This is a genomic window from Klebsiella sp. CN_Kp091 (assembly GCF_040065095.1).
Classification (GTDB): domain Bacteria; phylum Pseudomonadota; class Gammaproteobacteria; order Enterobacterales; family Enterobacteriaceae; genus Klebsiella; species Klebsiella aerogenes.
Map to the genome: position 1 here is coordinate 1 of NZ_JBEAIO010000016.1, position 24778 is coordinate 24778.

Consider the following 24778-nt stretch of genomic DNA (forward strand, 5'->3'; position numbering starts at 1 on the left):
CATCCCACAGGCCGCACCATTAGCCAGTAGCCCGGCCAAGCGCAGCGCCGCCGGGGAAATGCTACAAAAGCAACAAAGCCCGGGATATCCCGGGCTTTGCACACTCACTAGCGTTTAGTAATAGGCTTTCAACGTTCGTTGGCAGAGCGTTGAACGCACGCAGTCATCGGTGGTAAAGCGCACGATGCCAATCATGTCGTCTTCTTCAAAACGCGACAACGCATCGCTCAGACCCGATTTTACGCCAGAGGGCAAATCACACTGGGTAATATCGCCGTTGACGATAACCGTGACGTTCTCCCCGAGGCGGGTCAAAAACATCTTCATTTGCGCCGCGGTCACGTTCTGGGCCTCGTCCAGAATCACCACCGCGTTTTCAAAGGTGCGTCCGCGCATATAGGCGAACGGCGCGATTTCTACCTTGCCGATTTCCGGACGCAGGCAGTATTGCATAAAGGAAGCACCCAACCGCTTCACCAGCACGTCATATACCGGTCGGAAATAGGGAGCGAATTTTTCGGCGATATCTCCCGGTAAGAAGCCGAGATCTTCGTCGGCCTGCAGAACGGGACGGGTAACAATAATTCTGTCCACATCCTTATGGATCAGGGCTTCAGCTGCTTTAGCCGCGCTGATCCAGGTCTTCCCGCACCCGGCTTCGCCGGTGGCGAAAATCAGCTGTTTATTGTCGATGGCATTCAAATAATGCGCCTGAGCTTCATTACGCGCCTCAATCGGTGAAAGATCGCGGCTATCCCGCGCCATGCCGATTGCTTCTACGCCACTCATTTGCACAAGCGATGTGACCGATTCTTCTTCACGTTGTTTATGGCTACGCGAATCCCGTCTCAGCACACGTTTTGCCTCACGACGAGCTTTGATCACTGCTTTTTGTCTTCCCATGGATAGCACCTTGCGTTGTTGGTTTACATCACGCGCGTCAAGAGCAACGCGATTATGCGCACGAACGATTGAGGTTTGGCTTCCTTGTAAGCCATTGCTTGCCGATTGAATGGACAACGAGTCGCGGCTACGCGCACCGCGTACCCTGCCAGAGTTAGCCTGATTAGTAGTGGAAGAGATTGGGGTTACAGAGTGAAAATCGCTGCCGGAAGCTGGGCCTCCGTGCTGGAAAGTACGGTATGTGGTTTTACGTTGTCCGCTACAGGACCTTACCATTCGCGATCTCCATAGTGAGCGACATCACTGCCGGGAACTACCGCGTATGTAATAAGTACATCAAAAATTATTCTTAATGCAACTTATTTTTTACATTGACGCAACAATGGTTTCTAAAATCATTGTAGAAAACTATCCGTCATTTGTATTACAGAAATATAACACATGGCAGGAAATATATTGAATCCGAGAAAAACAGCAGAAAACGCCCTGCCTTCGCCGGCAGGACGTCTATCAGGCTTGCAACAGCGATTGTCCAAGATAATGCTGGTTATTCATCACGCCGGGCAATACAAAGAAGTATCCGCCGCCAATCGGTTTAACGTACTCCTCCAGGGCCTCGCCGTTCAGCCGTTTCTGCACCGTCAGGAATCCCTTTTCCAGATCGTGCTGATAGCAGACGAACAATAACCCCATATCCAGTTGCCCCGAGTTGGTGACTCCCAACGAATAGCTGTAACCGCGGCGCATCATCAGGCTGGACTGCGTTTCCGGAGTACGCGGGTTCGCAAGGCGAATATGGCTATCAAGGGCAATCACTTCGCCGTTCGGATCGCGACTATAGTCCGGAACATCATGTTCATGCTGCATCCCTAACGGCGCGCCAGAATGTTTATCGCGGCCAAAAATAGTCTGCTGCTCTTTCAGCGGCGTACGATCCCAGAACTCAACGTGGAACTGAATGATACGCGCAGCCTGATAACTACCGCCGATCGCCCAGGCCGGTTCGCCCTGGTCGGCAGTAACCCACACCACATTATCCATTAGCGCTTTATCCTGGCTCGACGGATTAGCGGTACCGTCTTTAAAGCCCAGCAGGTTAATAGGCGTTTCTTTGCCTTTGCTACGGGCCGCGCTATCAGAAATAAACCCTTCCCGCTTCCAGCGCACGCTCAGCAGATCGGGCGTGTGCTTGATAATGTCACGTAGTGCGTGAATGACCGTATCCTGGGTATTGGCACAAATCTGCAGTAGCAGATCGCCATGGCACAGCGCGGCATCCAGCGAATCATTCGGGAAACGCGTCATTGCCTGCAGTTTTTTAGGCGCTTTATCCGCTAATCCAAAGCGCTCATCGAACAGCGAATGGCCGACCGAGACGGTGATAGTCAGGTTATCCGGCGCAATCCACGGCCCTAAAATCCCGGAATCCATCGGCGGCAATCGGGGATTCGGGGTATCCGGCGCCGGACCGCCTGTGGTTAAAAAGGCGATCCGCTGGGTCAACAAGCGGAACAGGCGTTCGAGGTCGGCTTTATCCGCCGCCAGCACATCAAACGCCACCAGCATCATCGAGGCCTGCTGCGGCGTCAGGATGCCCGCCTGATGCGGGCCATAAAATGGCTGTTTTTCCTGACGCGCATCCGGTGCAAGCGTACCGGGAGAGCTTTCCGCTTTCGCCGCCTGCGCCATCGGGCAGCCACCGCTGATGGCCAGCGCGCCGCCAAGCGCGCCGATCCCCTTCAGTAAGCGGCGACGTGACGGTTCATTCACGTCGCGTGATTTTTGTTGTGTCATCGAATTAATCCAGGCCCAAAATCCCACGCAGCTGTGCCAGATCTTCTGCCAGCGTCGTGATCGGCCCTTTCAGCGCATTACGGTCAGCGGTGGTGAGCTTGTCATAGGTCTCGAAACCGTCTTTCGTGCGATATTTAGCGAGGATGGCATCAACTTTTTTAAAGTTGGCGTCAACCTTAGCCAGCAGCGCGCTATTATCTTTTTGCAGCTGCGGGCGCAGCAGGTCAACGATTTTTTGCGCGCCGTCGATGTTAGCCTGGAAGTCCCACAGGTCGGTATGGCTGTAACGATCTTCTTCGCCGCTAATTTTGCTGGCCGCCACTTCTTCGATCAGCCCAGCCGCGCCGCCTACCACTTTCGACGGCGGGAAAGCCAGCTCGCTAATGCGTTTTTGCAGTTCCAGCACATCGCTGTTCAACTGTTCGGCATAGTTTTCCATTCCCTTCACGCTGTTATCGCCAAACAGCGCTTTTTCCAGGCGGTGGAAACCGGTGAATTTCGGATCCTCAGCTTTTTTCTCAAAATCATCTTCACGGGCGTCAATGCTGCCGTCGAGGTCAGAGAACAGCTCAGCAATCGGCTCGATGCGCTCGTAGTGCTGACGGGTCGGGGCGTACAGCGCCTTCGCTTTCTCGATATCACCGGCTTTTACGGCATCGGTAAAGGCTTTAGTGCCGCTAACCAGCTGCGCGGTTTCCGCGGTAACGTAAGCTTTATAGGCAGTAATCGCCTCGCCAAGACTCAGCACCGCATTGGCTTTTGCCGCATCTTTGCTGGTTTCACCGGTGACAATAAGCTTACCTTTCGGGTTAGTCAGCAGGCCGCAGGTCATATCGTATTCGCCCGGCTGCAGGTTGGCCGTCAATTTTTGCGTAAATCCTGGCGCGATGTTTTCACGCTCCTCGACCACCATCACTCCTTTCAGGATCTCCCACTCCAGCGCTTTTTGACTGTGGTTCTGGATGATGAACTGGGTTTTACCCGCCTTCACCGTCACATTCATCGGTTCGCACTGCTTGTCGTTGACGGTGACCTTCACCTGCGGGATATCCGCAGCCTGAGCGTAAAATGCGGAACTAAACAGCGCGGCGACGGTTAACTGCAGCGCAGTACGGCGAAAATGAATTATCATGACCATCCCTTTCGAAAAGTATGTTGTAACTATATTAATCAGCGGCGCCTGAATTACGCGGCTCGCGATGCTGTCGTTTTGCTGCCCGGCGGCAAGGCAAAGCACACCAGCGCCGGGATCAAATAGAGGAGATAAACCGCCACTTCACTGACGGTTGGCGTCTCCTGATAACCAAAGATGCCTTCCAGCAACGTGCCGAACAGCGTATGCGTCGATACCACGTTGCTAAGATCAAAGGCGACGTTCTGGAAATAATTCCACAGTCCCGCCTCATGGAAAGCGCGAATCGCCCCGGCGGCCAGACCGGCCGCCACCAGCAGGATAAACAGACTGGTCCATTTGAAGAACACGCCGAGATTAAGGCGGATACCGCCCCAGTAAAGCAGGAAACCTAATACCACCGCCGTCGCCAGGCCGAGCATCGCCCCCAGCGGCGGCCAGATGCCGACATCCTGCTGGAATGCCGCCAGCAGGAAAAAGACCGACTCCAGGCCTTCGCGGGCAACCGCAAAAAACACCATCATCACCAGCGCCCAGCCGTGGTTATTCCCGCGCTGCAGCGCGTTATCCACCGCCTGTTCCAGCTGTTGTTTGACGTTGCGCGACACTTTACGCATCCAGAACACCATCCAGGTGAGGATAAATACCGCTATCACCGCCACGATGCCTTCAAACAGCTCCTGTTCGCGCTGCGGAAATTCTCCGGTGGTCTCGTTAATAAAAATCCCCAGCCCGAGACAGAGCGCCGCCGCGAGGAATACGCCAATCCACATGACGCCGATCCAGCTGCCGCGCTGGGTTCGTTTTAAATAGCTGGCAATCAGGCTGACAATCAGCGCGGCTTCCAGCCCTTCGCGTAACATGATGAGAAATGGAACAAACATGCCGAAACCCTTAAATGTGAACCGCAGTCAACGGATGCAAAGATAGGTAAATATTTCTGATAGTGATTATCATTACAACAATGAGAAACACAAGCGAAATGTTCAGGGAATGATGACTAGTTGTAAATTAATCGCTACAAAATAGTCACTTGCGAAAATATCTCACCAGCTAAGCATTAAAATGGCATATAGCATGATTTTTTATGTCGCATATTTACCGGGCTTGAGCGCTGTGGCTAAATGGCGGTCCTGATTTATCTGCGAAATAAATAACATGACTCAAATTTTGCACTTCCTGCTGGCGCTGGCGGTTATTCTTGGCCTTGCCTGGCTTGCCAGCTATGACCGACAAAAAATCCGCATTCGCTATATTCTGCAGTTAATTATTATTGAAATCGCCCTGGCTTTCTTTTTCCTTCACGCCGAAAGCGGTTTATGGATAGTGAAAAATATCTCTGGCTTTTTTGCTTCGTTACTCGGGTTCGCCGCTGAAGGGACCAACTTCGTATTTGGCGGAATGGGTGAAAAAGGACTGGCCTTTATTTTCCTCGGCGTACTGTGTCCGATCGTCTTTATTTCCGCGCTGATAGGTATTCTGCAACACTGGCGTATTCTGCCGATCTTTATTCGTCTTATCGGCACCCTACTGTCGAAGGTGAACGGCATGGGCAAGCTGGAATCCTTCAACGCCGTCAGCTCGCTGATCCTCGGCCAGTCGGAAAACTTTATTGCTTACAAAGGTGTACTCGGCGACCTCTCTTCGCGTCGCCTGTTCACGATGGCGGCGACAGCCATGTCAACGGTATCGCTGTCGATCGTCGGCGCGTATATGACCATGCTTGATGCGAAATACGTGGTGGCGGCGTTGATTCTTAATATGTTCAGCACCTTTATTGTGCTGTCGATTATTAATCCTACGCGCCCCGGTAGCGAAGCAGAAATAAAGCTTGAAAAGATGCATGAATCGCAGAGCTTCTTTGAAATGCTGGGCGAATATATCCTGGCAGGCTTTAAGGTGGCGATGATTATTCTGGCGATGCTAATCGGCTTTATCGCCCTGATTAGCGCCGTTAATGCGTTATTTGCGACCGTTTTCGGCCTAAGCTTCCAGCAAATCCTCGGTTACGTCTTTTATCCGCTGGCGTGGCTGGTGGGTATTCCTTTAAGCGACGCGTTAAATGCTGGCAGTATTATGGCTACCAAGCTGGTTGCCAATGAATTCGTGGCGATGATCGAGCTGCAGAAAATTGCCGCCAGCATGACGCCGCGTGGGCTAGGGATCCTTTCGGTGTTCCTCGTCTCGTTTGCCAACTTCGCCTCCATTGGCATCATTGCCGGGGCGATTAAAGGGCTTAACGAGCAACAAGGCAACACCGTTTCCCGCTTCGGCCTGCGTCTGGTCTATGGCGCGACGCTGGTGAGCCTGCTGTCAGCCAGTTTTGCCGGGCTGGTGCTGTAACTCGTCGGGCGGGGGCTCTCCCCGCCCTGTTCTTCAGAAATGTACACACACCGGCTGGTCAACGCGCATAACGGACTCCTGGGCGAATCGCGCCTTATAAGTATTACGCAGCGCTTCAATCCCCTCCTCGCTTTTCGCATCTTTGCTATGAATCAGCATGAGCGCCTTACTAGACTCGCGGGCGACTGCGCCATTGTTGCCTAACCACTGGCCGCGGGCGTCAACAACCGTCAGGCCATCGCGAAAACGCGGCGTCACATCGCGGTCGACAAACTGCTGCCACTCCTGGGCGGTAATATCTTTCCCCGCCGGCCGGCTAAGGCCAAAATAAAGGGTGGTTTGCACCATCGTGTTGTCCGCCGGGCAGGCGTTATTATCAACGTGCGCGGCGCTTTTTTCGGATGGCGCCACGCATCCTGCCAATAGTGCGGCAACGATCAGCGCCGCAGCGCCCTGGGGTAATTTCATTTGCTATCCTCATTGTTTTTTGTACACAGATATCAGCGTATTTTCAGTGAATTAGCAAGAGATGCGCGAACATTACTCTCTGGCGATACGGCGTATTTTCTTTTGTTCTACACTGATAAACACAGCCTGGGCGAAATTCTTTTTTAAATTATTTCCTGCGTTTTTTATTTCAAAGACTTCTCTATAGTTGAGCGTTTTTAACTGGCCTGGCGGCCGCGTAAAATAACAACTGGAATAATTCATGATAGAAAATAATGAGTTAGCTAATATTGAGAAAAGAATTGTCACCCGCTTTCTCGATATGTTTATTAAGTTCGGCTTGATACTGGCGCTGGCCTCCTTCTGCTTTACCGTCTTCTCGCCGTTCCTGAACATGATGCTGTGGGCGCTGATTCTGGCCGTCACCCTCTATCCTTTACATCAACACATCGCGCGACGCATAGGCGGGCGGCAGGGGCTGGCATCGACCATATTAGTATTATTCGGCCTGCTGATTATCGTCATTCCGACCATTTTCATGGTGACCTCGCTTGGCGAAAGCGCCGGTAGCCTGATTGATAAAGTCAGCGGCAGCGATCTGACGCTGCCGCCGCCTTCGGCTAACGTCGCCTCTATTCCCCTTGTCGGCGGTAAGTTATATGCGTTCTGGCTGAAAGCCTCAGCGGACCTGCCTGCCGTACTGAGTAGCTATCACGCGCAAATTGGCGAGGCGGCAAAACTGGTGCTCGGCGTGCTGGCAAGTATGGGCGGCGGGCTGCTGGGCTTTGTTCTCTCCTTTATTGTTGCCGGCGCCATCATGACCTGGGGCGCGGCGGGCGCCAACAGCGCCAAACGTATCGCCATCCGTATCACCGATGAAAATAAAGGTCTTGCCCTGAGTCGCCTGTGCACCGGCACCATTCGCGCCGTGGCGCAGGGGGTTATTGGCGTGGCGCTGATTCAGGCCTTGCTGACGGGAATTATCATTGCGTTGGCGGGGATCCCGGCCGCCGGCATCTTCTTCGTACTGGCGCTGGTGCTCGGCATCGCGCAAATCCCGGTGATTCTGGTTACCGCCCCGGCGATTGCCATTATGTGGATGACCGGCGACCACGGCACCGCGGTGAATGTCGTGTTTACCGTCCTGCTGATTGTCGCCGGGATGGTCGATAACGTCCTCAAACCGCTGATGTTGGGCCGCGGCGTAGATGCGCCGATGCCGATCGTTCTGCTCGGCGCGTTGGGCGGCATGGCCACCGATGGCATTCTCGGGATGTTTATTGGCGCCACCCTGCTCTCCATCGGGTATCTGATCTTCATGAACTGGGTAAACGAAGGCGCGGCGAAGTAACCGCCTTGCCGCCAGTCGCTTTCCGCCGGGCCTTACAGGCGGCGAAAAAAAACGGCTCCCTGATGGGAGCCGTTGCGGTTTCTGATGCTCGCTACTTTTATTCAGCGGTAGCACGTACCGGCGGCGCGGAATGGTAATGCGCGTCCGCTTCGGCAAAACGCTGTTGCATCGCCGCCGATGGCGCTTTGCCCAGCAGGCTGAAGACCACAATCCCGATACTGCCGAACAGGAAGCCAGGGATGATTTCATACAGTCCCAGCCAGCCGAACTGTTTCCAGACGATAACCGTGACCGCGCCAATAATCATCCCGGCCAGCGCGCCGTTACGGGTCATACGCGACCACATCACCGAGAACAGCACGACCGGGCCAAATGCGGCGCCAAAGCCTGCCCATGCGTAGCTGACCAGACCCAGTACGCGGTTTTCCGGGTTAGCGGCCAGCGCAATCGCAATCAGCGCCACCACCAGCACCATAAAGCGGCCGATCCAGACTAACTCTTTCTGACCGGCGTTTTTACGCAGGAAGGCTTTATACAGATCTTCGGTAATAGCGCTGGAGCAGACCAGCAGCTGGCAGCTCAGGGTCGACATGACCGCCGCCAGAATAGCCGACAGCAGGATCCCGGCAATCCACGGGTTAAACAGGATTTGCGCCAGCTCGATAAATACCCGTTCGGCGTTCTGGTTAACCGCGCCCGCCAGGCTCGGGTTGTTATTAAAGTAGGCGATACCGAAGAAACCAACCGATACCGCGCCCGCCAGGCACAGGATCATCCAGGTCATACTAATACGACGCGCATGAACAATGCTGTGATGAGAATCCGCCGCCATAAAGCGCGCCAGAATATGCGGCTGACCGAAATAACCGAGACCCCAACCCATCAGCGAAATAATCGCCACGAAGTTCAGACCCTTGAGCATATCGATATTTTCGATGCTTTTTTGCTTAATCACTTCCAGCGAATCGCCGAAACCGCCGACCGAGATAATCACCATCACCGGCGTTAAAATCAGCGCGAAGATCATCAGGCTGGCCTGCACGGTATCGGTCCAGCTTACCGCCAGGAAACCGCCCACGAAGGTATAAATGATTGTCGCCGCGGCGCCGGCCCACAGCGCGGTTTCATAGCTCATACCAAAGGTGCTTTCAAACAGACGCGCGCCGGCAACAATCCCGGAAGCACAATAAATAGTGAAGAACAGTAGGATAACCAGCGCGGAGATAATACGCAGCACGCGGCTTTTATCTTCGAAACGGCCGGTAAAATAGTCCGGCAGCGTCAGGGCGTTGTTGTTGACTTCGGTATGCACGCGCAGACGCCCGGCCACTAGTTTCCAGTTAATCCACGCCCCCAGGGTCAGGCCGATGGCGATCCAGCTTTCGGAAATCCCGGAGAGAAAAATCGCTCCCGGTAGCCCCATCAGCAGCCAGCCGCTCATATCCGATGCACCGGCAGAGAGCGCGGTCACAAATGGCCCAAGGCTGCGGCCGCCGAGAATATAATCGTCAAAGTTCTTGGTTGAGCGCCAGGCAATAAAACCTATCAGTACCATGCCAAAAATATAAACAATAAACGTCACCAACATGGGTGTGCTAATAGCCATGCAAATCTCCAGAATTTATTTCGACAACGTCCAACTTTGTCGTTTTAGCCACTACCGGAACGGGGTAATGGTGTATTGGTTGTATTGGGCGAGCGTATCCTGACGGATGCGTCGGTATTTCACAAACGATTTAACACAGCATTTACACGAAAGTTGTCTCAGGAAAAATAGCAATTTCCTATAGGTTGCACTCCCTCACGTTTTTACGGGTTGCACCTGAAAAAACTGTTAAGCAACGCAGATAAATACGTTATTTGAATGAGGCTATTTATTGGAAAATCTTATCAACACCATTAACAATTCATTCATTTCTCAGCTTGCTAGCCAGGTCACAATTAACAAGGTTGCACAAAGTTGCAACATAGGTGATATTTCTACGCAACCGATAAAAGGGCATTACATAGCTAACAGGAGTTCCCGCAATGGGCACCACCACCATGGGTGTAAAACTTGACGACGCCACGCGCGAACGCATTAAGTCCGCCGCGAGCCGTATTGACCGCACGCCGCACTGGCTGATTAAGCAAGCCATTTTCAACTATCTGGAAAAGCTGGAAAACGACGAGACGCTGCCGGAACTGCCGGCGCTCCTCTCCGGCGCCGCCAATGAAAGTGATGAAGCAGGCGCTCCGGCGGACGAGCCGTATCAGCCGTTCCTCGAATTCGCCGAACAAATCCTGCCGCAGTCGGTCAGCCGCGCGGCGATCACCGCGGCCTGGCGTCGCCCAGAAACCGATGCGGTACCGATGTTGCTGGAACAGGCCCGTCTGCCGCAGCCGTTAGGCGAACAGGCGCACAAGCTGGCTTACCAACTGGCGGAAAAACTGCGTAATCAGAAAACCGCCAGCGGCCGCGCCGGGATGGTGCAAAGCCTGCTGCAGGAATTCTCACTCTCCTCACAAGAAGGCGTGGCGCTGATGTGCCTGGCCGAAGCGCTGCTGCGTATTCCGGATAAAGCCACCCGTGATGCGCTAATCCGCGACAAAATCAGCAACGGCAACTGGCAATCGCATATCGGCCGTAGCCCGTCGCTGTTCGTCAACGCCGCCACCTGGGGCTTGTTGTTTACCGGGAAACTGGTGTCGACCCATAACGAGACCAGCCTCTCCCGCTCGCTGAACCGCATTATTGGCAAGAGCGGCGAACCGCTGATCCGCAAAGGTGTCGATATGGCGATGCGCCTGATGGGCGAGCAGTTCGTCACCGGGGAAACCATCGCCGAAGCGCTGGCCAACGCCCGCAAGCTGGAAGAGAAAGGGTTCCGTTACTCCTACGATATGCTCGGCGAAGCCGCGCTGACCGCCGCCGATGCGCAGGCCTACATGGTCTCTTATCAGCAGGCGATCCACGCCATCGGTAAAGCCTCCAACGGCCGCGGCATTTATGAAGGGCCGGGGATCTCGATTAAACTCTCCGCGCTGCACCCGCGCTACAGCCGCGCGCAGTATGATCGGGTCATGGAAGAGCTCTATCCGCGCCTTAAATCGCTGACGCTGCTGGCGCGCCAGTACGACATCGGTATTAACATCGACGCCGAAGAGGCCGATCGTCTGGAGATCTCCCTCGATCTGCTGGAAAAACTGTGCTTTGAACCGGAGTTGGCCGGCTGGAACGGAATCGGCTTTGTTATTCAGGCCTACCAGAAACGCTGCCCGTTTGTGATTGATTCGCTGATCGACATGGCGACCCGCAGCCGTCGTCGCCTGATGATCCGCCTGGTGAAAGGCGCCTATTGGGATAGCGAAATCAAACGCGCGCAGATGGAAGGCCTCGAAGGCTATCCGGTTTATACCCGTAAGGTCTACACCGACGTTTCTTATCTCGCCTGCGCCAAAAAGCTGCTGGCGGTACCGAACCTGATTTATCCGCAGTTTGCTACCCATAACGCCCACACGCTGGCGGCTATCTACCAACTGGCTGGACAAAACTACTATCCTGGCCAGTATGAATTCCAGTGCCTGCACGGCATGGGCGAACCGCTGTATGAGCAGGTCGTGGGCAAAGTCGCCGACGGCAAACTAAACCGTCCGTGCCGTATCTACGCGCCGGTCGGTACCCATGAAACGCTGCTGGCTTATCTGGTACGTCGTTTGTTGGAAAACGGCGCCAATACCTCCTTCGTTAACCGTATCGCGGATAATACCCTGCCGCTGGATGAACTGGTGGCCGATCCGGTCAGCGCGGTAGAAAAACTGGCGCAGCAGGAAGGCCAGGCCGGCCTGCCGCATCCGAAAATTCCGTTGCCGCGCGATCTCTACGGTAACGGCCGCAGCAACTCCGCCGGTCTGGATCTGGCTAACGAACACCGACTGGCCTCCCTCTCCTCTTCGCTGCTTAACAGCGCGCTGCACAAATGGCAGGCGCTACCGATGCTGGAGCAGCCGGTGGCCGAAGGCGAAATGCAGCCGGTCATCAACCCGGCAGAACCGAAAGATATCGTCGGCTACGTGCGCGAAGCCAGCGATGCCGAAGTGCAGCAGGCGCTAACCAGCGCTATCAATAACGCGCCAATCTGGTTCGCCACCCCGCCGCAGGAACGCGCCGCCATTCTTGAGCGCGCCGCCGTGTTGATGGAAAGCCAGATGCCGACCCTGATGGGGATCCTGGTACGCGAAGCTGGCAAAACCTTCAGCAACGCCATTGCTGAAGTGCGCGAAGCCGTCGACTTCCTGCACTATTATGCCGGTCAGGTGCGTGACGATTTCGATAATGAAACCCACCGCCCGTTAGGTCCGGTCGTCTGTATCAGCCCGTGGAACTTCCCGCTGGCGATCTTCACCGGCCAGATTGCCGCGGCGCTGGCGGCAGGCAACAGCGTGCTGGCCAAACCGGCCGAGCAGACGCCGCTTATCGCCGCGCAAGGCGTGGCGATTCTGCTGGAAGCCGGCGTGCCGCCGGGCGTGATTCAACTGCTGCCGGGCCGCGGGGAAACCGTCGGCGCCGCGCTAACCTCAGATGAACGCGTACGCGGCGTAATGTTTACCGGTTCGACCGAAGTAGCGACGCTGCTGCAGCGCAACATCGCTAACCGCCTTGATGCGCAGGGCCGTCCGACACCGCTTATCGCGGAAACCGGCGGTATGAACGCGATGATCGTCGACTCGTCGGCGCTCACCGAACAGGTGGTGATCGACGTACTGGCCTCGGCTTTCGACAGCGCCGGCCAACGCTGTTCTGCCCTGCGCGTGCTGTGCCTGCAGGAAGAAGTCGCCGACCATACGTTAACCATGCTGCGCGGCGCAATGAGCGAATGCCGGATGGGTAATCCGGGTCGCCTGACCACCGATATCGGCCCGGTAATCGACGCGGAAGCCAAAGAGAATATCGAACGCCATATTCAGGCGCTGCGCGCGAAAGGCCGCAATGTCTTCCAGGCGGTACGTGAAAATAGCGAAGATGCCCACGAATGGAATCACGGTACGTTCGTCGCGCCGACACTTATCGAACTCGAGAGCTTCGACGAACTGAAAAAAGAGGTCTTTGGCCCGGTTCTGCACGTGGTGCGCTATAACCGTAACGAACTGGATAAGCTGGTCGAGCAGATTAACGCCTCCGGCTACGGTCTGACCCTCGGCGTGCATACCCGCATCGACGAAACCATCGCTCAGGTCACCGGCAGCGCGAAAGTCGGCAACCTGTATGTTAACCGCAATATGGTTGGCGCGGTGGTCGGCGTACAGCCGTTCGGCGGCGAAGGGTTATCGGGTACCGGCCCGAAAGCCGGCGGCCCGCTGTACCTGTATCGCCTGCTGTCCAGTCGCCCGCAGGGCGCGGTCGGCGTCACTTTCGCCCGCCAGGATGCGGAGCGTCCGCTGGACGCCCAGTTGAAAACGCTGCTGGAAAAACCGCTGCAGGCGCTGCAGCAGTGGGCGGCAGGCCGTCCTGAACTGCAGGCGCTGTGTCAGCAATACAGCGAGCTGGCGCAAAGCGGCACTCAACGCCTGCTGCCAGGACCAACCGGCGAGCGTAATACCCTGACGCTGATGCCGCGCGAACGCGTATTGTGCGTGGCGGATAACGAGCAGGACGCGCTGATTCAGCTGGCGGCGGCGATGGCGGTTGGCTGTGAAGTGCTGTGGCCGGATAGCGCCCTGCAGCGCGAACTGGCGAAGAAACTGCCGCGTGAGGTCAGCGAGCGGATTCATTTTGCGAAAGCGGATCAGTTGACCAGCCAGGCTTTCGACGCGGTCATTTATCACGGTGATTCCGATCAGTTGCGCGAGCTGTGTGAGCAGGTGGCGGCGCGCGACGGGGCGATTGTATCGGTGCAGGGCTTTGCCCGCGGCGAAACCAATCTGCTGCTGGAGCGCCTGTATATCGAGCGTTCGTTGAGCGTCAACACCGCCGCGGCAGGCGGTAACGCCAGCCTCATGACCATCGGCTAAAACGGGCTCCCCGGTGGCGCTACGCTTACCGGGGCTACATAACCCCGCCAAAGGGTAGCCCGGATGAGGCGCTGTGCGCCGTCTTCCGGGAAATCTACGGCGTGTTCAACTAATGACAGCCGACGTCAGCTGTGCTTAATTAAGGCTCCCGGATGGGAGCTTTTTTTATGGGAGTAGAACGATGAAACGCACTTTAATTGCCGTGGCTGCCCTATTAGCCAGCGGTGCGGCGTGGGCGGATGACTGCAGCAACGCCAACACGCAAACCGAAATGAATCAGTGTGCCGCCGCACAATATCAGGCGGCCGATAAAAAGCTGAATGAGACCTGGCAGCAGGCGTTGAAACGCGCCTCCGGCCAACAGCTGGAATTGCTGAAAAAAGCCCAGCAGGCGTGGATTTCCCTGCGTGACGCCGATTGCGCGTTTCTCGCTTCCGGCGCGGAAGGCGGCAGTATGCAACCGATGCTGATAAGCCAGTGTATGACCGATAAGAGCGTCGAGCGCGAAGCCTTCCTCGCCTCGCTGCTTCAGTGCGAAGACGGCGACCAAAATTGCCCGCTGCCGCCGGCCAATTAACGTACGCGGATCCCTTCGATAATCATCCGCTGCACGTTATCCACGGTTTGCTGGAAAAACAACTCATCCTGCAGCGTTGCGCCGGTCACCGCCTCCACCTGAGTGGCGAAATCGGCGTAATGCTGCGTCGTCGCCCAGATCATAAAGATAAGGTGCTGCGGATCGACCGCCGCCAGCTTGCCGCTATCAATCCATGACGAGATTATCGCCGACTTTTCATCTATCAACGCCTTTAGATCGCCGGTCAGTTCGCCCATCAGCAGCGGCGCCCCCTGCAGCATCTCCAGACAGAACAGCCTGGAGGCCTGAGGATGATCGCGCGATACCTCAAGCTTGAGGCGAATATATTCGCGGATCGCCACCAGCGGACTGATATCTTCGCGAAATGCCCGCAGCGGCGCCAGCCAGATGGCGAGGATCCGCTGCAGCACGGCAACGTACAGCGCCTCTTTTGACGGGTAGTAATAGAGTAAATTGGTTTTCGACACCCCGGCCAGTTCAGCGACCTGCTCCAGTCGCGTACCGTGAATGCCGAACTGCGAGAAGGTCTCCAGCGCAGCGGCCAGAATGGCCTCTTTTTTGGCGCTCACCGCCTGTGAACGCTTGCCGGTTTTTTTCACGGCGCCCTGTGCCATACGTCTTCTCCTTCAGTAGTCGTCTTCAGCATAGCAAAAGCCCCTCGCCGACACGACCCTGCGCACTCCGATCGCGCATGACTGCCGTTTTTTCGTGCACTGATTTTGACCATTCAGTCCACATTTTCATCCTCAAATCCAGCAACCATTACGCAACACATTAATAACAAAACCTTTTTTAAAACTGGCATTACCTTTGCTTTATTTCTTCTGCGAGGTGGTTCGGGGAGAGGCAGGATGCCACACCGCGCGATTTCATCTTCCATGACGACAGAGAGGTAGTTATGAAAATCGGTGTTTTCGTTCCCATTGGTAATAACGGCTGGTTAATTTCCACCCATGCACCGCAGTATATGCCCACCTTCGAACTGAATAAGGCGATTGTGCAGAAGGCCGAGCACTACCATTTCGACTTCGCGCTCTCCATGATCAAACTACGCGGCTTCGGAGGGAAGACCGAGTTCTGGGATCACAACCTGGAATCGTTCACCCTGATGGCCGGTCTGGCAGCGGTGACGTCGAAGATAGAGATTTATGCCACCGCCGCGACGTTGACGCTCCCTCCGGCCATCGTCGCCCGCATGGCCTCGACTATCGACTCTATCTCCAGCGGACGTTTTGGCGTGAATCTGGTGACCGGCTGGCAAAAACCGGAATATGACCAGATGGGGATCTGGCCCGGCGATGAATACTTCGCCAGTCGCTATGACTACCTGACTGAATACGTTACGGTTCTGCGCGATCTGTGGGGGACCGGGCGCAGCGATTTTAAAGGTGATTACTTCACCATGAACGACTGCCGGGTTAGCCCACGGCCCTCGCAGCCGATGAAGGTTATCTGCGCCGGGCAAAGCGACGCCGGCATGGCATTCTCCGCCCAACACGCCGACTACAACTTTTGCTTTGGCAAAGGGGTTAATACCCCCGCCGCCTTCGCGCCCACCGCCGCACGTATGATGCAGGCGGCGGAAAAAACCGGTCGCGACGTCGGCTCCTACGTGCTGTTTATGGTGATCGCCGACGAAACCGACGAAGCGGCCCGCGCTAAATGGGAACACTACAAGGCCGGCGCGGATGACGAGGCGCTGGCATGGCTGACCGAACAGAGCCAGAAAGATACCCGCTCCGGCAGCGATACCAACGTCCGCCAGATGGCCGACCCCACCTCCGCGGTCAACATCAATATGGGCACCCTCGTCGGCTCTTATGCCAACGTCGCCCGTATGCTCGATGAGGTGGCAGCGGTCCCCGGTACCGACGGCGTACTACTGACCTTCGATGATTTCCTGCAGGGCATTGACGCCTTCGGCGAACGTATTCAGCCGCTGATGCGCTGCCGTGACCACATTGCTCCCATTAACCGCGAGGTGGCCTGATGATGATTACCCTTCCCGCTCGCCCGGAATCGCTGACCTTGTCGCCGCAGCACAGCGCGCTGATCGTGGTCGATATGCAAAACGCCTATGCAAGTCACGGCGGATACCTGGATCTCGCCGGTTTTGACGTCTCCGCCACCCGGCCGGTTATCGATAATATTAATCTCGCGGTGGCCGCCGCCCGCGCCGCCGGCATGTTAATCATCTGGTTCCAGAATGGCTGGGACGAACAGTATGTGGAAGCCGGCGGCCCCGGCTCGCCGAATTACCATAAATCTAACGCGCTGAAGACCATGCGCCAACGCCCGGAACTACAGGGCAAGCTGCTGGCAAAAGGCGGTTGGGATTATCAACTGGTTGACGAATTACGGCCCCGGGAGGGCGATATCGTCCTGCCGAAACCGCGCTACAGCGGCTTTTTCAATACCCCGCTCGACAGCATTTTACGCAGCCGCGGTATTCGCCACCTGGTGTTCACCGGCATCGCCACCAACGTCTGCGTCGAATCGACGCTGCGCGATGGCTTCTTCCTCGAATACTTCGGCGTGGTGCTGGAAGATGCTACCCATCAGGCAGGCCCCGCCTTCGCGCAACAGGCGGCGTTGTTCAACATTGAAACCTTTTTCGGCTGGGTCAGCGATGTCGGTAGCTTCTGTCGTGCCATAGAAGGCGCCGCCCCGCTCGCTTTTACCGAGGAGAAACGCTATGCCTAAACAGGTGATTATTCCCCCGGGCACCGCTACGCCGATTGCCCCCTTTGTTCCTGGGACGCTCGCCGACGGGGTGGTATATGTCTCCGGCACTCTGCCGTTCGATAAGCAAAACAATGTGCTCTACCCCGGCGACCCAAAGGCGCAAACCCGTCACGTGCTGGAGATTATCAAAAGCGTTATCGAAACGGCGGGGGGCAGTATGGCGGATGTGACCTTCAACAGTATCTTTATCACCGACTGGCAAAATTACGCCGCGATTAACGAGGTTTACGCTGAGTTTTTCCCCGGTGATAAACCGGCGCGTTTCTGTATTCAGTGCGGGCTGGTGAAACCCGATGCGCTGCTGGAGATTGCCAGCGTCGCCCATATCGGTACTCCAATATGATGAGGCTCAATATTGCCTCGCCGCCGTGGCCCGGCGCGCCGGTGGTGGTGCTGAGCGCCGGTCTTGGCGGCGGTGGCGCGTACTGGCTGGCGCAGCGGGCGGCGCTGGCACAGCATTATCAACTGGTGTTCTATGACCATAACGGTACCGGGGAGAACAACGGCCCGTTGCCGGAAAATTACAGCATGGCGTCGATGGCGCAGGAGCTTTTCCTCGCTCTGCAGGCGGCCGGTCTCATGCGCTTCGCGCTGGTTGGCCACGCGCTGGGGGCGCTGATTGGGATGCAGCTTGCGCTCGACTATCCGCGCGCGGTCCGCGCGCTGGTGCTGGTTAACGGTTGGCTAACCCTTTCCCCGCATACCCGCCGCTGCTTTCAGGTTCGCGAACGCCTGCTGCATGCCGGCGGCGCTCAGGCGTGGGTCGAGGCTCAACCGCTGTTTCTCTATCCGGCGGAGTGGATGGCGGCCCGCCTGCCGCGTCTCGAAGCTGAAGACGCGTTGGCCATTAGCCATTTCCAGGGCAAGGAGAATTTACTGAAACGGCTGCAGGCCCTGAAACAGGCGGATTTTTCGCGCCGCGCGGCGGCTATCGCCTGCCCGACGCTTATCATCAGCGCCGCCGACGACCTGTTGGTACCCGCCTCCTGCTCGCGAATGCTGCAGGCGTCTATCCCCAATAGCCGACTCGTGGAAATGGCCTGGGGCGGCCACGCCTGTAACGTTACCGACAGCGAGACGTTTAACCCCCTTTTATGCGACGGACTGGCGGCCCTGCTGCCGGTCGCCGAGGAGAATATATGAGCGAAGCAATCAACCAAAAGGCTTGCGAGACGCTATTCACCCACGCCCGAACCTACAACGGCTGGCGCGAACAGGCGGTTAGCGATCGGCAGCTGCAGGAGATTTACGACTTGATGAAAATGGGGCCGACCTCGGCCAACTGTTCACCGGCGCGAATCGTTTTTGTGCGCAGCGCCGAGGGCAAAGCGAAACTCCGCCCAACGCTCTCCAGCGGCAATATGGAAAAAACCATGCAGGCGCCGGTCACCGCCATCGTGGCCTGGGATAGCGCGTTTTACGACCGCCTGCCCGCGCTGTTTCCCCACGGCGACGCCCGGAGCTGGTTTACTTCCAGCCCGCAGCTGGCCGAGGAAACCGCCTTTCGCAACAGCTCGCTGCAGGCGGCGTATCTGATTTTCGCCTGCCGCGCGCTGGGCCTCGACACCGGTCCGATGTCGGGGTTCGACCGCGAGAAAGTCGATGCGGCGTTTTTCGCCGACAGCGGCTGGAAAAGCAATCTGCTGGTGAATATCGGCTATGGCGACCCCGACAAACTGTACGACCGGCTGCCGCGCCCGAGCTTTGATGAAGCCTGCCTGCTGGCATAAGGAGACAGTAATGAACGTAGCGGATCAACACAGTTTTCGTGACGCCATGGCTCATGTCGGCGCGGCGGTCAACATCATCACCACCGAAGGGCCTGCCGGGCGCGCCGGTTTTACCGCCAGCGCAGTATGCAGCGTAACCGATACCCCGCCGACGCTGCTGGTATGTCTCAACCGTTCGGCGTCAGTCTGGCCGGTATTCAGCGAACATCAAACCCTTTGCGTCAATACCCTCTCGGCAGGGCAGGAGACATTATCGAATACTTTTGGCGGCAAAACCCCGATGGCGGAACGTTTCGCCGCCGCCGACTGGCAAACCGGCGCGACCGGCTGCCCGCGGCTGAAAGAGGCGCTGGTCAGTTTCGACTGCCGCATCGACCAGCGGCTGCAGGTCGGCACCCATGACATTCTGTTTTGCCAGGTCGTGGCCATCACCCGCCAACAGGAACCGCGAGGTTTGATGTGGTTTGACCGCAGCTACCACACGCTTATGCGGCCCGTTTGTTAACCTCTCACCCGGGATATCATCATGGCACTCTTCAATTTTCCTCGCTGGCAGTTAACCACCCCCGCCACGGATGCCGGCGTTGTCGCCCCGGATGAACGTTTGTCCGCCGCACAAACGCTGGTCATGGGCGTGCAGCACGCAGTGGCAATGTTTGGCGCAACCGTATTAATGCCTTTATTGATGGGGCTTGATCCGAACCTGGCTATCCTGATGTCGGGAGTGGGCACTCTGCTGTTCTTTGTCGTCACCGGCGGTCGGGTACCGAGCTATCTTGGCTCCAGCGCCGCCTTCGTCGGCGTGGTCATCACCGTTACCGGCTTTACCGGCCAGGGGTTGAATCCTCATCTCAGCGTCGCCCTCGGCGGCATCATCGCCTGCGGGCTGCTCTATACCCTGATTGGGCTGGTGGTGATGAAAATCGGCACCGGCTGGATAGAGCGTCTGATGCCGCCCGCGGTAACCGGCGCGGTGGTGATGGCGATCGGTCTTAACCTGGCGCCGATTGCCGTGCACAGCGTTTCCGCCAACGCCTTCGACAGCTGGATGGCGATGCTGACGGTGCTTTGTATCGGCGCCGTCGCGGTATTTACCCGAGGACTGCTGCAGCGTCTGCTGATCCTGGTGGGGCTCATTATCGCCTGTGCGCTCTATGCGCTGCTGGCCAACGGATTCGGTCTTGGCAAACCGCTGGATTTTGCCCCGGTCGCTCAGGCGGCATGGTTTGGGGTCCCGCACTTTACTTCGCCCACCTTTGACACCCAGGCGATGCTGCTGATAGCGCCAGTAGCCATCATTCTGGTGGCGGAAAACCTGGGGCATTTGAAGGCCGTCGCGGGAATGACCGGACGCAATCTGGATCCCTGGATGGGGCGCGCGTTTGTCGGCGACGGGCTAGCGACCCTGCTTTCCGGCGCCTGCGGCGGTAGCGGCGTCACCACCTATGCAGAGAACATCGGCGTTATGGCGGTGACCAAAGTCTATTCAACGCTGGTGTTTGTCGCCGCGGCGCTGATCGCCATCCTGCTCGGTTTTTCACCCAAGTTCGGCGCCCTGATTCATACGATCCCAGGCCCGGTCATTGGCGGCGCGTCAATCGTGGTTTTTGGTTTGATTGCGGTCACCGGGGCGAGGATATGGGTGCAGAATCGGGTCGATCTCAGCCAGAATGCGAATTTAATCATGGTGGCGGTGACGCTGGTTCTGGGCGCAGGCGATTTTACCTTGTCGCTGGGGGGCTTCCGCCTGGGCGGGATTGGGACGGCGACTTTCGGCGCTATTGCGCTGCATGCGTTGCTTAACCGCCGCCAGCATCAGGAAAAGGTGGCGAAAGCCACTACGATATAACGTGAGTATTGGTTCGCCCCGGCGGTGCGGCTGCCGGGGCGAAAATTAGGGCTCGTGCCGATCCGCAAGCTCTGGTGCTTCCTCCGCCGCGATCTGCGACCGTGATTTTTTCTTCCACTTCAGCTCGCTGACCAGTACCCCGGCGAGAATAAACAGACAGCCCACCAGCGCCAGCAGCGGCAAACGCTCGCCGGCGATACGACCAAACACGCCAGCCCAAACCGGCTCGCCGGTGTAAATCAGCGTCGCCCGCGTTGGCGATACGCTACGCTGCGCCCAGTTCATGGTGACCTGAATAATGGCGCTGAAAATCCCCAACCCCAGCGCGACGGCCAGCAGTTCCGGGCGCATCGGCGGGATCGACTCTCCTGCCGGCCCCATCGCGGCAAATGCCACCAGCGAAGCGGTCGCCAGCTGTACCACCGTCACCCGGCGCACATCGACCTGACGCGCCCACGCGCTGATTAAAATGATTTCGGCAGCGATAGCCACGGCGCTTGCCAGGGTAATCATTTCGCCAATTCCCAACGCCAGCAGATTATTTTCCGGCCCCGCCAGCAGGATCAGCCCGATAAACGCCAACACGATGCCCACACAGGACATGACGCCGGGCATGCGCCCCAGACAGAGCCACTGCAACAGCGGTACCAGCGGTACATACATGGCGGTAATAAACGCCGATTTACTGCTGGAGATGGACTGTAAGCCCCAGGTTTGCAGGCTGTAACCGAGCGCAATCGCCACGCCGATCGCGACACCGGCCTTAACCTCAAGCCAGGTCAGGCCGCGTAGCGTACGCAGCGACAGTAGCGCCACCGCCAGCGCGGCGGTGGCGAAGCGCAGGCCGACGAAGAAAAACGGCCCGCTAAAGCTCACGGCGTATTGTACGGCAAGAAAGGTACCGCCCCAGAACATGGTGATCACAATCAGGATCAGTTCCTGCGGCGTTATCGAGAGTTTGAGCGAAGACATGAGGCAACCAATAGCAAAATATAGCTAATCAGTTTCGCAGGCGCTTCAGGCTAAAAGCAACACTCATTAACAAAAAAACCGCCGACATACGTCGGCGGCGAGGGTGATGCGGCAGGGTCGGGGGAGATTAACACCGCATCATTAAAGACAGTCCCGGCTAGCTATTGCGATTACCGTGACTATTTTTACCCCCTTTTTTGCCAGCTTCCGAGGCGCGTTGAGGATCGTTTTTAAAGTTCCCCCCGCTGTGCTGGCCACCTTTACGACCTGCTTCTGATGCTCTGGCACGATCTTCGGCAAAGTTGCCGGAACCGCCACGATGGTTTGCCATTACTGACCTCCATTGGGTTTGACATCATATTGCATTAGGTGAGTTCAGGGCCTAAGCCCCCGCGACATATGGCATGGCCATTATGCATCGCGTGCTTATAAGCGTAGTAAATGAAACTCATTCCCTGGAAAAATAGTCACATCCCGCAACATTTAATCGTTAAAACCAGACGCCAGCCGCCAGCGCAACCGCTAAGCATTTCTTCTCACAGCTGAAATCAGCCCTGCGTAAAATGTATCTATTTGCTACGAGGTATGTTGCAAATTAATCTTTGCCATTTTGTTATAAATCAAACAAATGTTTGTTGGATTTGCACTCTGCGCCACAGGTCTTATCTTTATAGATAGCCAGTCGTTTGGCTGGACAATTACGCAACCGAGGAGTGATGCAAATGGCTAAAATTCTGGTGCTTTATTATTCCATGTATGGACATATCGAAACCATGGCTCATGCCGTTGCCGAAGGGGCAAATAAAGTTGACGGCGTTGAGGTGGTTGTGAAGCGCGTGCCGGAAACTATGCAGGCTGAAGCGTTTGCCAAAGCAGGCGGGAAAACACAAAATGCGCCCGTCGCCACGCCGCAGGAACTGGCGGAGTATGATGCCATCATCTTTGGTACCCCTACCCGTTTCGGCAATATGTCGGGACAGATGCGCACCTTCCTGGATCAGACCGGCGGCCTGTGGGCGTCTGGCGCGCTGTATGGCAAAGTCGCCAGCGTCTTTAGTTCAACCGGTACCGGCGGCGGCCAGGAGCAGACAATTACCTCAACCTGGACTACCCTTGCCCATCATGGGATGATCATTGTGCCGATTGGCTACGGCGCGCAGGAGCTGTTTGATGTCTCCCAGGTGCGCGGCGGCACGCCGTATGGCGCAACCACCATCGCAGGCGGCGACGGCTCCCGTCAACCAAGCCAGGAAGAGCTGGCTATCGCTCGCTATCAGGGTGAACACGTCGCCAATGTGGCTGTGAAATTACACGGCTAACCTTTAACAGGAGGAGTTGCATGCCGAACCAAGAAGCGAAGGCCCACCACGTGGGCGAATGGGCAAGCTTACGTAATACCTCTTTGGAAATCGCCGAAGCCATTTTCGAACTCGCGAATTACGATGAAAAGCTGGCGGAGAAAATTTGGGAAGAAGGCAGCGATGAGGTGCTGTCGCGAGCTTTCGCCAAAACCGATAAAGACAGCCTCTTCTGGGGCGAACAGACCATCGAACGCAAAAACGTCTGATAGCTCAATTGCGCGGGCATAGCGCCCGCGCTAATTCATCACCCGGATTGCTCCGGGTTTTTTGTTCTATTTTGCCGCCTCGTTCATGACCTTTTTGAACGTCTCCAGCGGGCAGAATCCCTGATCATCTACCGGACAACCGTTAAGCGCCAGCGTGACCCGCTGCGGCGGGGATTGCAGGCTCAAGGCGTCCGCGTTGCGCAGCTGTTCAGTGCTTTGATAGACATACTCAATCTTCATTAAATCGCGATTGCTGCCGCTATCGCGCCAGCGCTGGAACAGCAGCTTGCCGCCGATGGGGGTGCGCTCATACTGGCCCGGTAACTGGTAGGGTTTAAAGTCCAGCGCCGTCAGCAGCGAAGCGATATTGGAATCATGCCCGACCAGCAGCGTTACCTTCGCCTTACCGGCGCCATCGCCCACCAGCGCATTATCAATATATTTGACCAGCGGCTTAGCGACGTTGCGCGCCACTTCCGCGGAAGTAAACAGGCTGTCCTGATAGCCGTTTTTCAGCTTCGACAACACCTGCCACTGCTTATCGCTGGCAATTTCGCCCCACGCCACCTGATCCTTCGGAAAACCTTCGTAGTACTGCAAGGTGAAGGCGTCGACCAGCGAGTTGCCGACCTTCAGCGGCCCGGAGACGCCCGGCTCCTGCTGATATTTGGCGCTAAAGGTATCTTTACCGTCGCTAAGCGAGCAGACATGCTTTTCTTTACAGGATGGCGAATTGCGATAGTCGGTCATCTCTTCCAGCAGTTTGTAGCTCTCAGCGAGCTGCATCCCCTGACGCTCTTTCTCCATCGCCTGCACCGCTTTTTGCGCGAATTCGGCTGAATCGTCGGTAATGACCGGGTTGAAAGTGGGATCCATGGTTCCCATCTGCGACTGATGATGCACAGGCACCCCGCAGCCAGGGAAAGCGCCGGTGATAAAGAACTGCGCGGTTGCGACGGTCCGCTGCAGGCTATTGGCGTAGGCGTAAACCACATTCTCCGGCGGGCACTCGCCGCTGGTCACCAGCTTCTGCTGCGCCAGCCACTCACGCATATAGTGGCCCATATAGACTTCCAGCACGCCGCCTTTGGTGGTCAACTGGCCGCCAGGCACATCCCACTGCGGCCAGGATTTTGGCGTCGACTGCTCGAGTACGCTGCCGTTATTGGCTAGCGGAGCGCGCAGGTTGTGGCGGCTCATGATCAACACCTGTTGCAGCTGATACCCCTCTGGCGCAGCGGCGTCCTGCGCCTGGGCGCCGGCGGATAACAATACGGCCCCGGCCACCGCGGCGGCAAGTAGACTTTTTTTCATCCCTTCATCCTCAGTCATTTATTATCATCGCCATCATTGTGA

Annotated in this window: 23 protein-coding genes; 13 read left to right on the top strand and 10 right to left on the bottom strand. The window is 56.7% G+C overall.

Annotated features, from left to right (window positions below; genetic code table 11):
• Positions 1–114: 114 nt before the first annotated feature.
• From phoH to efeU, 4 genes are all read right to left on the bottom strand, one after another.
• Positions 115–903, bottom strand: coding sequence for a phosphate starvation-inducible protein PhoH (phoH, locus tag ABLV17_RS12730; protein ID WP_015367231.1), 789 nt, complete (start codon positions 901–903; stop codon positions 115–117).
• Positions 904–1413: 510 nt separating this feature from the next.
• On the bottom strand, positions 1414–2697 hold the full coding sequence (efeB, locus tag ABLV17_RS12735) for an iron uptake transporter deferrochelatase/peroxidase subunit (protein ID WP_113374213.1): 1284 nt from the start codon (positions 2695–2697) through the stop codon (positions 1414–1416).
• A gap of 4 nt (positions 2698–2701) precedes the next feature.
• On the bottom strand, positions 2702–3829 hold the full coding sequence (efeO, locus tag ABLV17_RS12740) for an iron uptake system protein EfeO (protein ID WP_087858030.1): 1128 nt from the start codon (positions 3827–3829) through the stop codon (positions 2702–2704).
• Between the two features lie 53 nt (positions 3830–3882).
• Positions 3883–4713: an iron uptake transporter permease EfeU gene (efeU, locus tag ABLV17_RS12745; RefSeq protein WP_047043553.1), complete on the bottom strand. Its 831-nt coding sequence runs from the start codon at positions 4711–4713 to the stop codon at positions 3883–3885.
• 274 nt (positions 4714–4987) lie between these two features.
• On the opposite strand from efeU, the gene ABLV17_RS12750 reads away from it, so the two are divergent.
• Positions 4988–6172 carry a nucleoside transporter C-terminal domain-containing protein gene (locus ABLV17_RS12750; protein WP_113374216.1) on the top strand — a complete coding sequence of 395 codons (1185 nt, stop codon included), beginning with the start codon at positions 4988–4990 and terminating at the stop codon, positions 6170–6172.
• Between the two features lie 33 nt (positions 6173–6205).
• On the opposite strand, the gene ABLV17_RS12755 is transcribed toward ABLV17_RS12750, so the two are convergent.
• The gene (locus ABLV17_RS12755; RefSeq protein ID WP_271032338.1) at positions 6206–6640 is read right to left on the bottom strand and encodes a DUF3574 domain-containing protein; all 435 of its coding nucleotides are present in this window, start codon (positions 6638–6640) and stop codon (positions 6206–6208) included.
• Positions 6641–6881: 241 nt separating this feature from the next.
• Between ABLV17_RS12755 and ABLV17_RS12760 the strand changes: the two genes are divergently transcribed.
• On the top strand, positions 6882–7970 hold the full coding sequence (locus tag ABLV17_RS12760) for an AI-2E family transporter (protein ID WP_087858033.1): 1089 nt from the start codon (positions 6882–6884) through the stop codon (positions 7968–7970).
• Between the two features lie 97 nt (positions 7971–8067).
• On the opposite strand, the gene putP is transcribed toward ABLV17_RS12760, so the two are convergent.
• Positions 8068–9576, bottom strand: coding sequence for a sodium/proline symporter PutP (gene putP / locus ABLV17_RS12765; protein WP_045365591.1), 1509 nt, complete (start codon positions 9574–9576; stop codon positions 8068–8070).
• Positions 9577–9998: 422 nt separating this feature from the next.
• On the opposite strand from putP, the gene putA reads away from it, so the two are divergent.
• Positions 9999–13961 (top strand): trifunctional transcriptional regulator/proline dehydrogenase/L-glutamate gamma-semialdehyde dehydrogenase, encoded by a 3963-nt coding sequence (gene putA, locus ABLV17_RS12770; protein ID WP_308958799.1) that lies wholly within the window; start codon positions 9999–10001, stop codon positions 13959–13961.
• Between the two features lie 181 nt (positions 13962–14142).
• Positions 14143–14538: a lysozyme inhibitor LprI family protein gene (locus ABLV17_RS12775; protein WP_087858034.1), complete on the top strand. Its 396-nt coding sequence runs from the start codon at positions 14143–14145 to the stop codon at positions 14536–14538.
• Here the strand turns inward: ABLV17_RS12775 and rutR are convergent.
• Entirely contained in the window at positions 14535–15173 is a 639-nt protein-coding gene (gene rutR, locus ABLV17_RS12780; RefSeq protein ID WP_015367241.1) for an HTH-type transcriptional regulator RutR, read from the bottom strand. The genes ABLV17_RS12775 and rutR overlap by 4 nt on opposite strands.
• A gap of 284 nt (positions 15174–15457) precedes the next feature.
• On the opposite strand from rutR, the gene rutA reads away from it, so the two are divergent.
• From rutA to rutG, 7 genes are read left to right on the top strand one after another with little or no spacing between them, the layout of a single operon-like run.
• Positions 15458–16549, top strand: coding sequence for a pyrimidine utilization protein A (gene rutA / locus ABLV17_RS12785; protein WP_308958798.1), 1092 nt, complete (start codon positions 15458–15460; stop codon positions 16547–16549).
• 2 nt (positions 16550–16551) lie between these two features.
• Positions 16552–17262, top strand: a complete 711-nt coding sequence (gene rutB, locus ABLV17_RS12790; protein ID WP_308958802.1) for a pyrimidine utilization protein B — start codon at positions 16552–16554, stop codon at positions 17260–17262.
• Positions 17255–17647 carry a pyrimidine utilization protein C gene (gene rutC, locus ABLV17_RS12795; RefSeq protein WP_308958797.1) on the top strand — a complete coding sequence of 131 codons (393 nt, stop codon included), beginning with the start codon at positions 17255–17257 and terminating at the stop codon, positions 17645–17647. Before rutB ends, rutC begins: the two co-directional genes overlap by 8 nt.
• Entirely contained in the window at positions 17644–18447 is an 804-nt protein-coding gene (gene rutD, locus ABLV17_RS12800; protein WP_308958796.1) for a pyrimidine utilization protein D, read from the top strand. Before rutC ends, rutD begins: the two co-directional genes overlap by 4 nt.
• On the top strand, positions 18444–19034 hold the full coding sequence (locus ABLV17_RS12805) for a malonic semialdehyde reductase (RefSeq protein WP_308958795.1): 591 nt from the start codon (positions 18444–18446) through the stop codon (positions 19032–19034). The genes rutD and ABLV17_RS12805 overlap by 4 nt, the downstream gene beginning before the upstream one ends.
• Before the next feature lie 10 nt (positions 19035–19044).
• Positions 19045–19539 carry an NADH-dependent FMN reductase RutF gene (gene rutF / locus ABLV17_RS12810; protein ID WP_087858038.1) on the top strand — a complete coding sequence of 165 codons (495 nt, stop codon included), beginning with the start codon at positions 19045–19047 and terminating at the stop codon, positions 19537–19539.
• A gap of 21 nt (positions 19540–19560) precedes the next feature.
• Positions 19561–20883 (top strand): pyrimidine utilization transport protein G, encoded by a 1323-nt coding sequence (gene rutG, locus ABLV17_RS12815; protein WP_308958793.1) that lies wholly within the window; start codon positions 19561–19563, stop codon positions 20881–20883.
• A 45-nt stretch (positions 20884–20928) separates the two neighbouring features.
• Here rutG and ABLV17_RS12820 read toward each other — a convergent pair whose 3' ends face one another.
• Both ABLV17_RS12820 and ABLV17_RS12825 read right to left on the bottom strand, forming a co-directional pair.
• Entirely contained in the window at positions 20929–21855 is a 927-nt protein-coding gene (locus ABLV17_RS12820; RefSeq protein ID WP_045396980.1) for a DMT family transporter, read from the bottom strand.
• Between the two features lie 157 nt (positions 21856–22012).
• A complete protein-coding gene (locus ABLV17_RS12825; protein WP_015367250.1) occupies positions 22013–22186 on the bottom strand; it encodes a general stress protein in 174 nt (57 codons plus the stop codon).
• Between the two features lie 391 nt (positions 22187–22577).
• On the opposite strand from ABLV17_RS12825, the gene wrbA reads away from it, so the two are divergent.
• The gene (gene wrbA, locus ABLV17_RS12830; RefSeq protein ID WP_015367251.1) at positions 22578–23174 is read left to right on the top strand and encodes an NAD(P)H:quinone oxidoreductase; all 597 of its coding nucleotides are present in this window, start codon (positions 22578–22580) and stop codon (positions 23172–23174) included.
• A gap of 20 nt (positions 23175–23194) precedes the next feature.
• A complete protein-coding gene (locus ABLV17_RS12835; protein ID WP_015367252.1) occupies positions 23195–23422 on the top strand; it encodes a YccJ family protein in 228 nt (75 codons plus the stop codon).
• 66 nt (positions 23423–23488) lie between these two features.
• Here ABLV17_RS12835 and agp read toward each other — a convergent pair whose 3' ends face one another.
• Positions 23489–24736, bottom strand: coding sequence for a bifunctional glucose-1-phosphatase/inositol phosphatase (gene agp / locus ABLV17_RS12840; protein WP_308959183.1), 1248 nt, complete (start codon positions 24734–24736; stop codon positions 23489–23491).
• Positions 24737–24778 lie beyond the last annotated feature (42 nt).

Coding starts and splice junctions, on each gene's coding strand:
- efeB (WP_113374213.1), bottom strand. CDS start 2,697: ATGACACAACAAAAATCACGCGACGTGAATGAACCGTCACGTCGCCGC.
- ABLV17_RS12825 (WP_015367250.1), bottom strand. CDS start 22,186: ATGGCAAACCATCGTGGCGGTTCCGGCAACTTTGCCGAAGATCGTGCC.
- rutG (WP_308958793.1), top strand. CDS start 19,561: ATGGCACTCTTCAATTTTCCTCGCTGGCAGTTAACCACCCCCGCCACG.
- putP (WP_045365591.1), bottom strand. CDS start 9,576: ATGGCTATTAGCACACCCATGTTGGTGACGTTTATTGTTTATATTTTT.
- ABLV17_RS12750 (WP_113374216.1), top strand. CDS start 4,988: ATGACTCAAATTTTGCACTTCCTGCTGGCGCTGGCGGTTATTCTTGGC.
- efeO (WP_087858030.1), bottom strand. CDS start 3,829: ATGATAATTCATTTTCGCCGTACTGCGCTGCAGTTAACCGTCGCCGCG.
- rutF (WP_087858038.1), top strand. CDS start 19,045: ATGAACGTAGCGGATCAACACAGTTTTCGTGACGCCATGGCTCATGTC.
- ABLV17_RS12835 (WP_015367252.1), top strand. CDS start 23,195: ATGCCGAACCAAGAAGCGAAGGCCCACCACGTGGGCGAATGGGCAAGC.
- wrbA (WP_015367251.1), top strand. CDS start 22,578: ATGGCTAAAATTCTGGTGCTTTATTATTCCATGTATGGACATATCGAA.
- putA (WP_308958799.1), top strand. CDS start 9,999: ATGGGCACCACCACCATGGGTGTAAAACTTGACGACGCCACGCGCGAA.
- rutD (WP_308958796.1), top strand. CDS start 17,644: ATGATGAGGCTCAATATTGCCTCGCCGCCGTGGCCCGGCGCGCCGGTG.
- efeU (WP_047043553.1), bottom strand. CDS start 4,713: ATGTTTGTTCCATTTCTCATCATGTTACGCGAAGGGCTGGAAGCCGCG.
- rutA (WP_308958798.1), top strand. CDS start 15,458: ATGAAAATCGGTGTTTTCGTTCCCATTGGTAATAACGGCTGGTTAATT.
- ABLV17_RS12760 (WP_087858033.1), top strand. CDS start 6,882: ATGATAGAAAATAATGAGTTAGCTAATATTGAGAAAAGAATTGTCACC.
- rutR (WP_015367241.1), bottom strand. CDS start 15,173: ATGGCACAGGGCGCCGTGAAAAAAACCGGCAAGCGTTCACAGGCGGTG.
- rutB (WP_308958802.1), top strand. CDS start 16,552: ATGATTACCCTTCCCGCTCGCCCGGAATCGCTGACCTTGTCGCCGCAG.
- phoH (WP_015367231.1), bottom strand. CDS start 903: ATGGGAAGACAAAAAGCAGTGATCAAAGCTCGTCGTGAGGCAAAACGT.
- ABLV17_RS12820 (WP_045396980.1), bottom strand. CDS start 21,855: ATGTCTTCGCTCAAACTCTCGATAACGCCGCAGGAACTGATCCTGATT.
- ABLV17_RS12775 (WP_087858034.1), top strand. CDS start 14,143: ATGAAACGCACTTTAATTGCCGTGGCTGCCCTATTAGCCAGCGGTGCG.
- ABLV17_RS12755 (WP_271032338.1), bottom strand. CDS start 6,640: ATGAAATTACCCCAGGGCGCTGCGGCGCTGATCGTTGCCGCACTATTG.
- rutC (WP_308958797.1), top strand. CDS start 17,255: ATGCCTAAACAGGTGATTATTCCCCCGGGCACCGCTACGCCGATTGCC.
- ABLV17_RS12805 (WP_308958795.1), top strand. CDS start 18,444: ATGAGCGAAGCAATCAACCAAAAGGCTTGCGAGACGCTATTCACCCAC.
- agp (WP_308959183.1), bottom strand. CDS start 24,736: ATGAAAAAAAGTCTACTTGCCGCCGCGGTGGCCGGGGCCGTATTGTTA.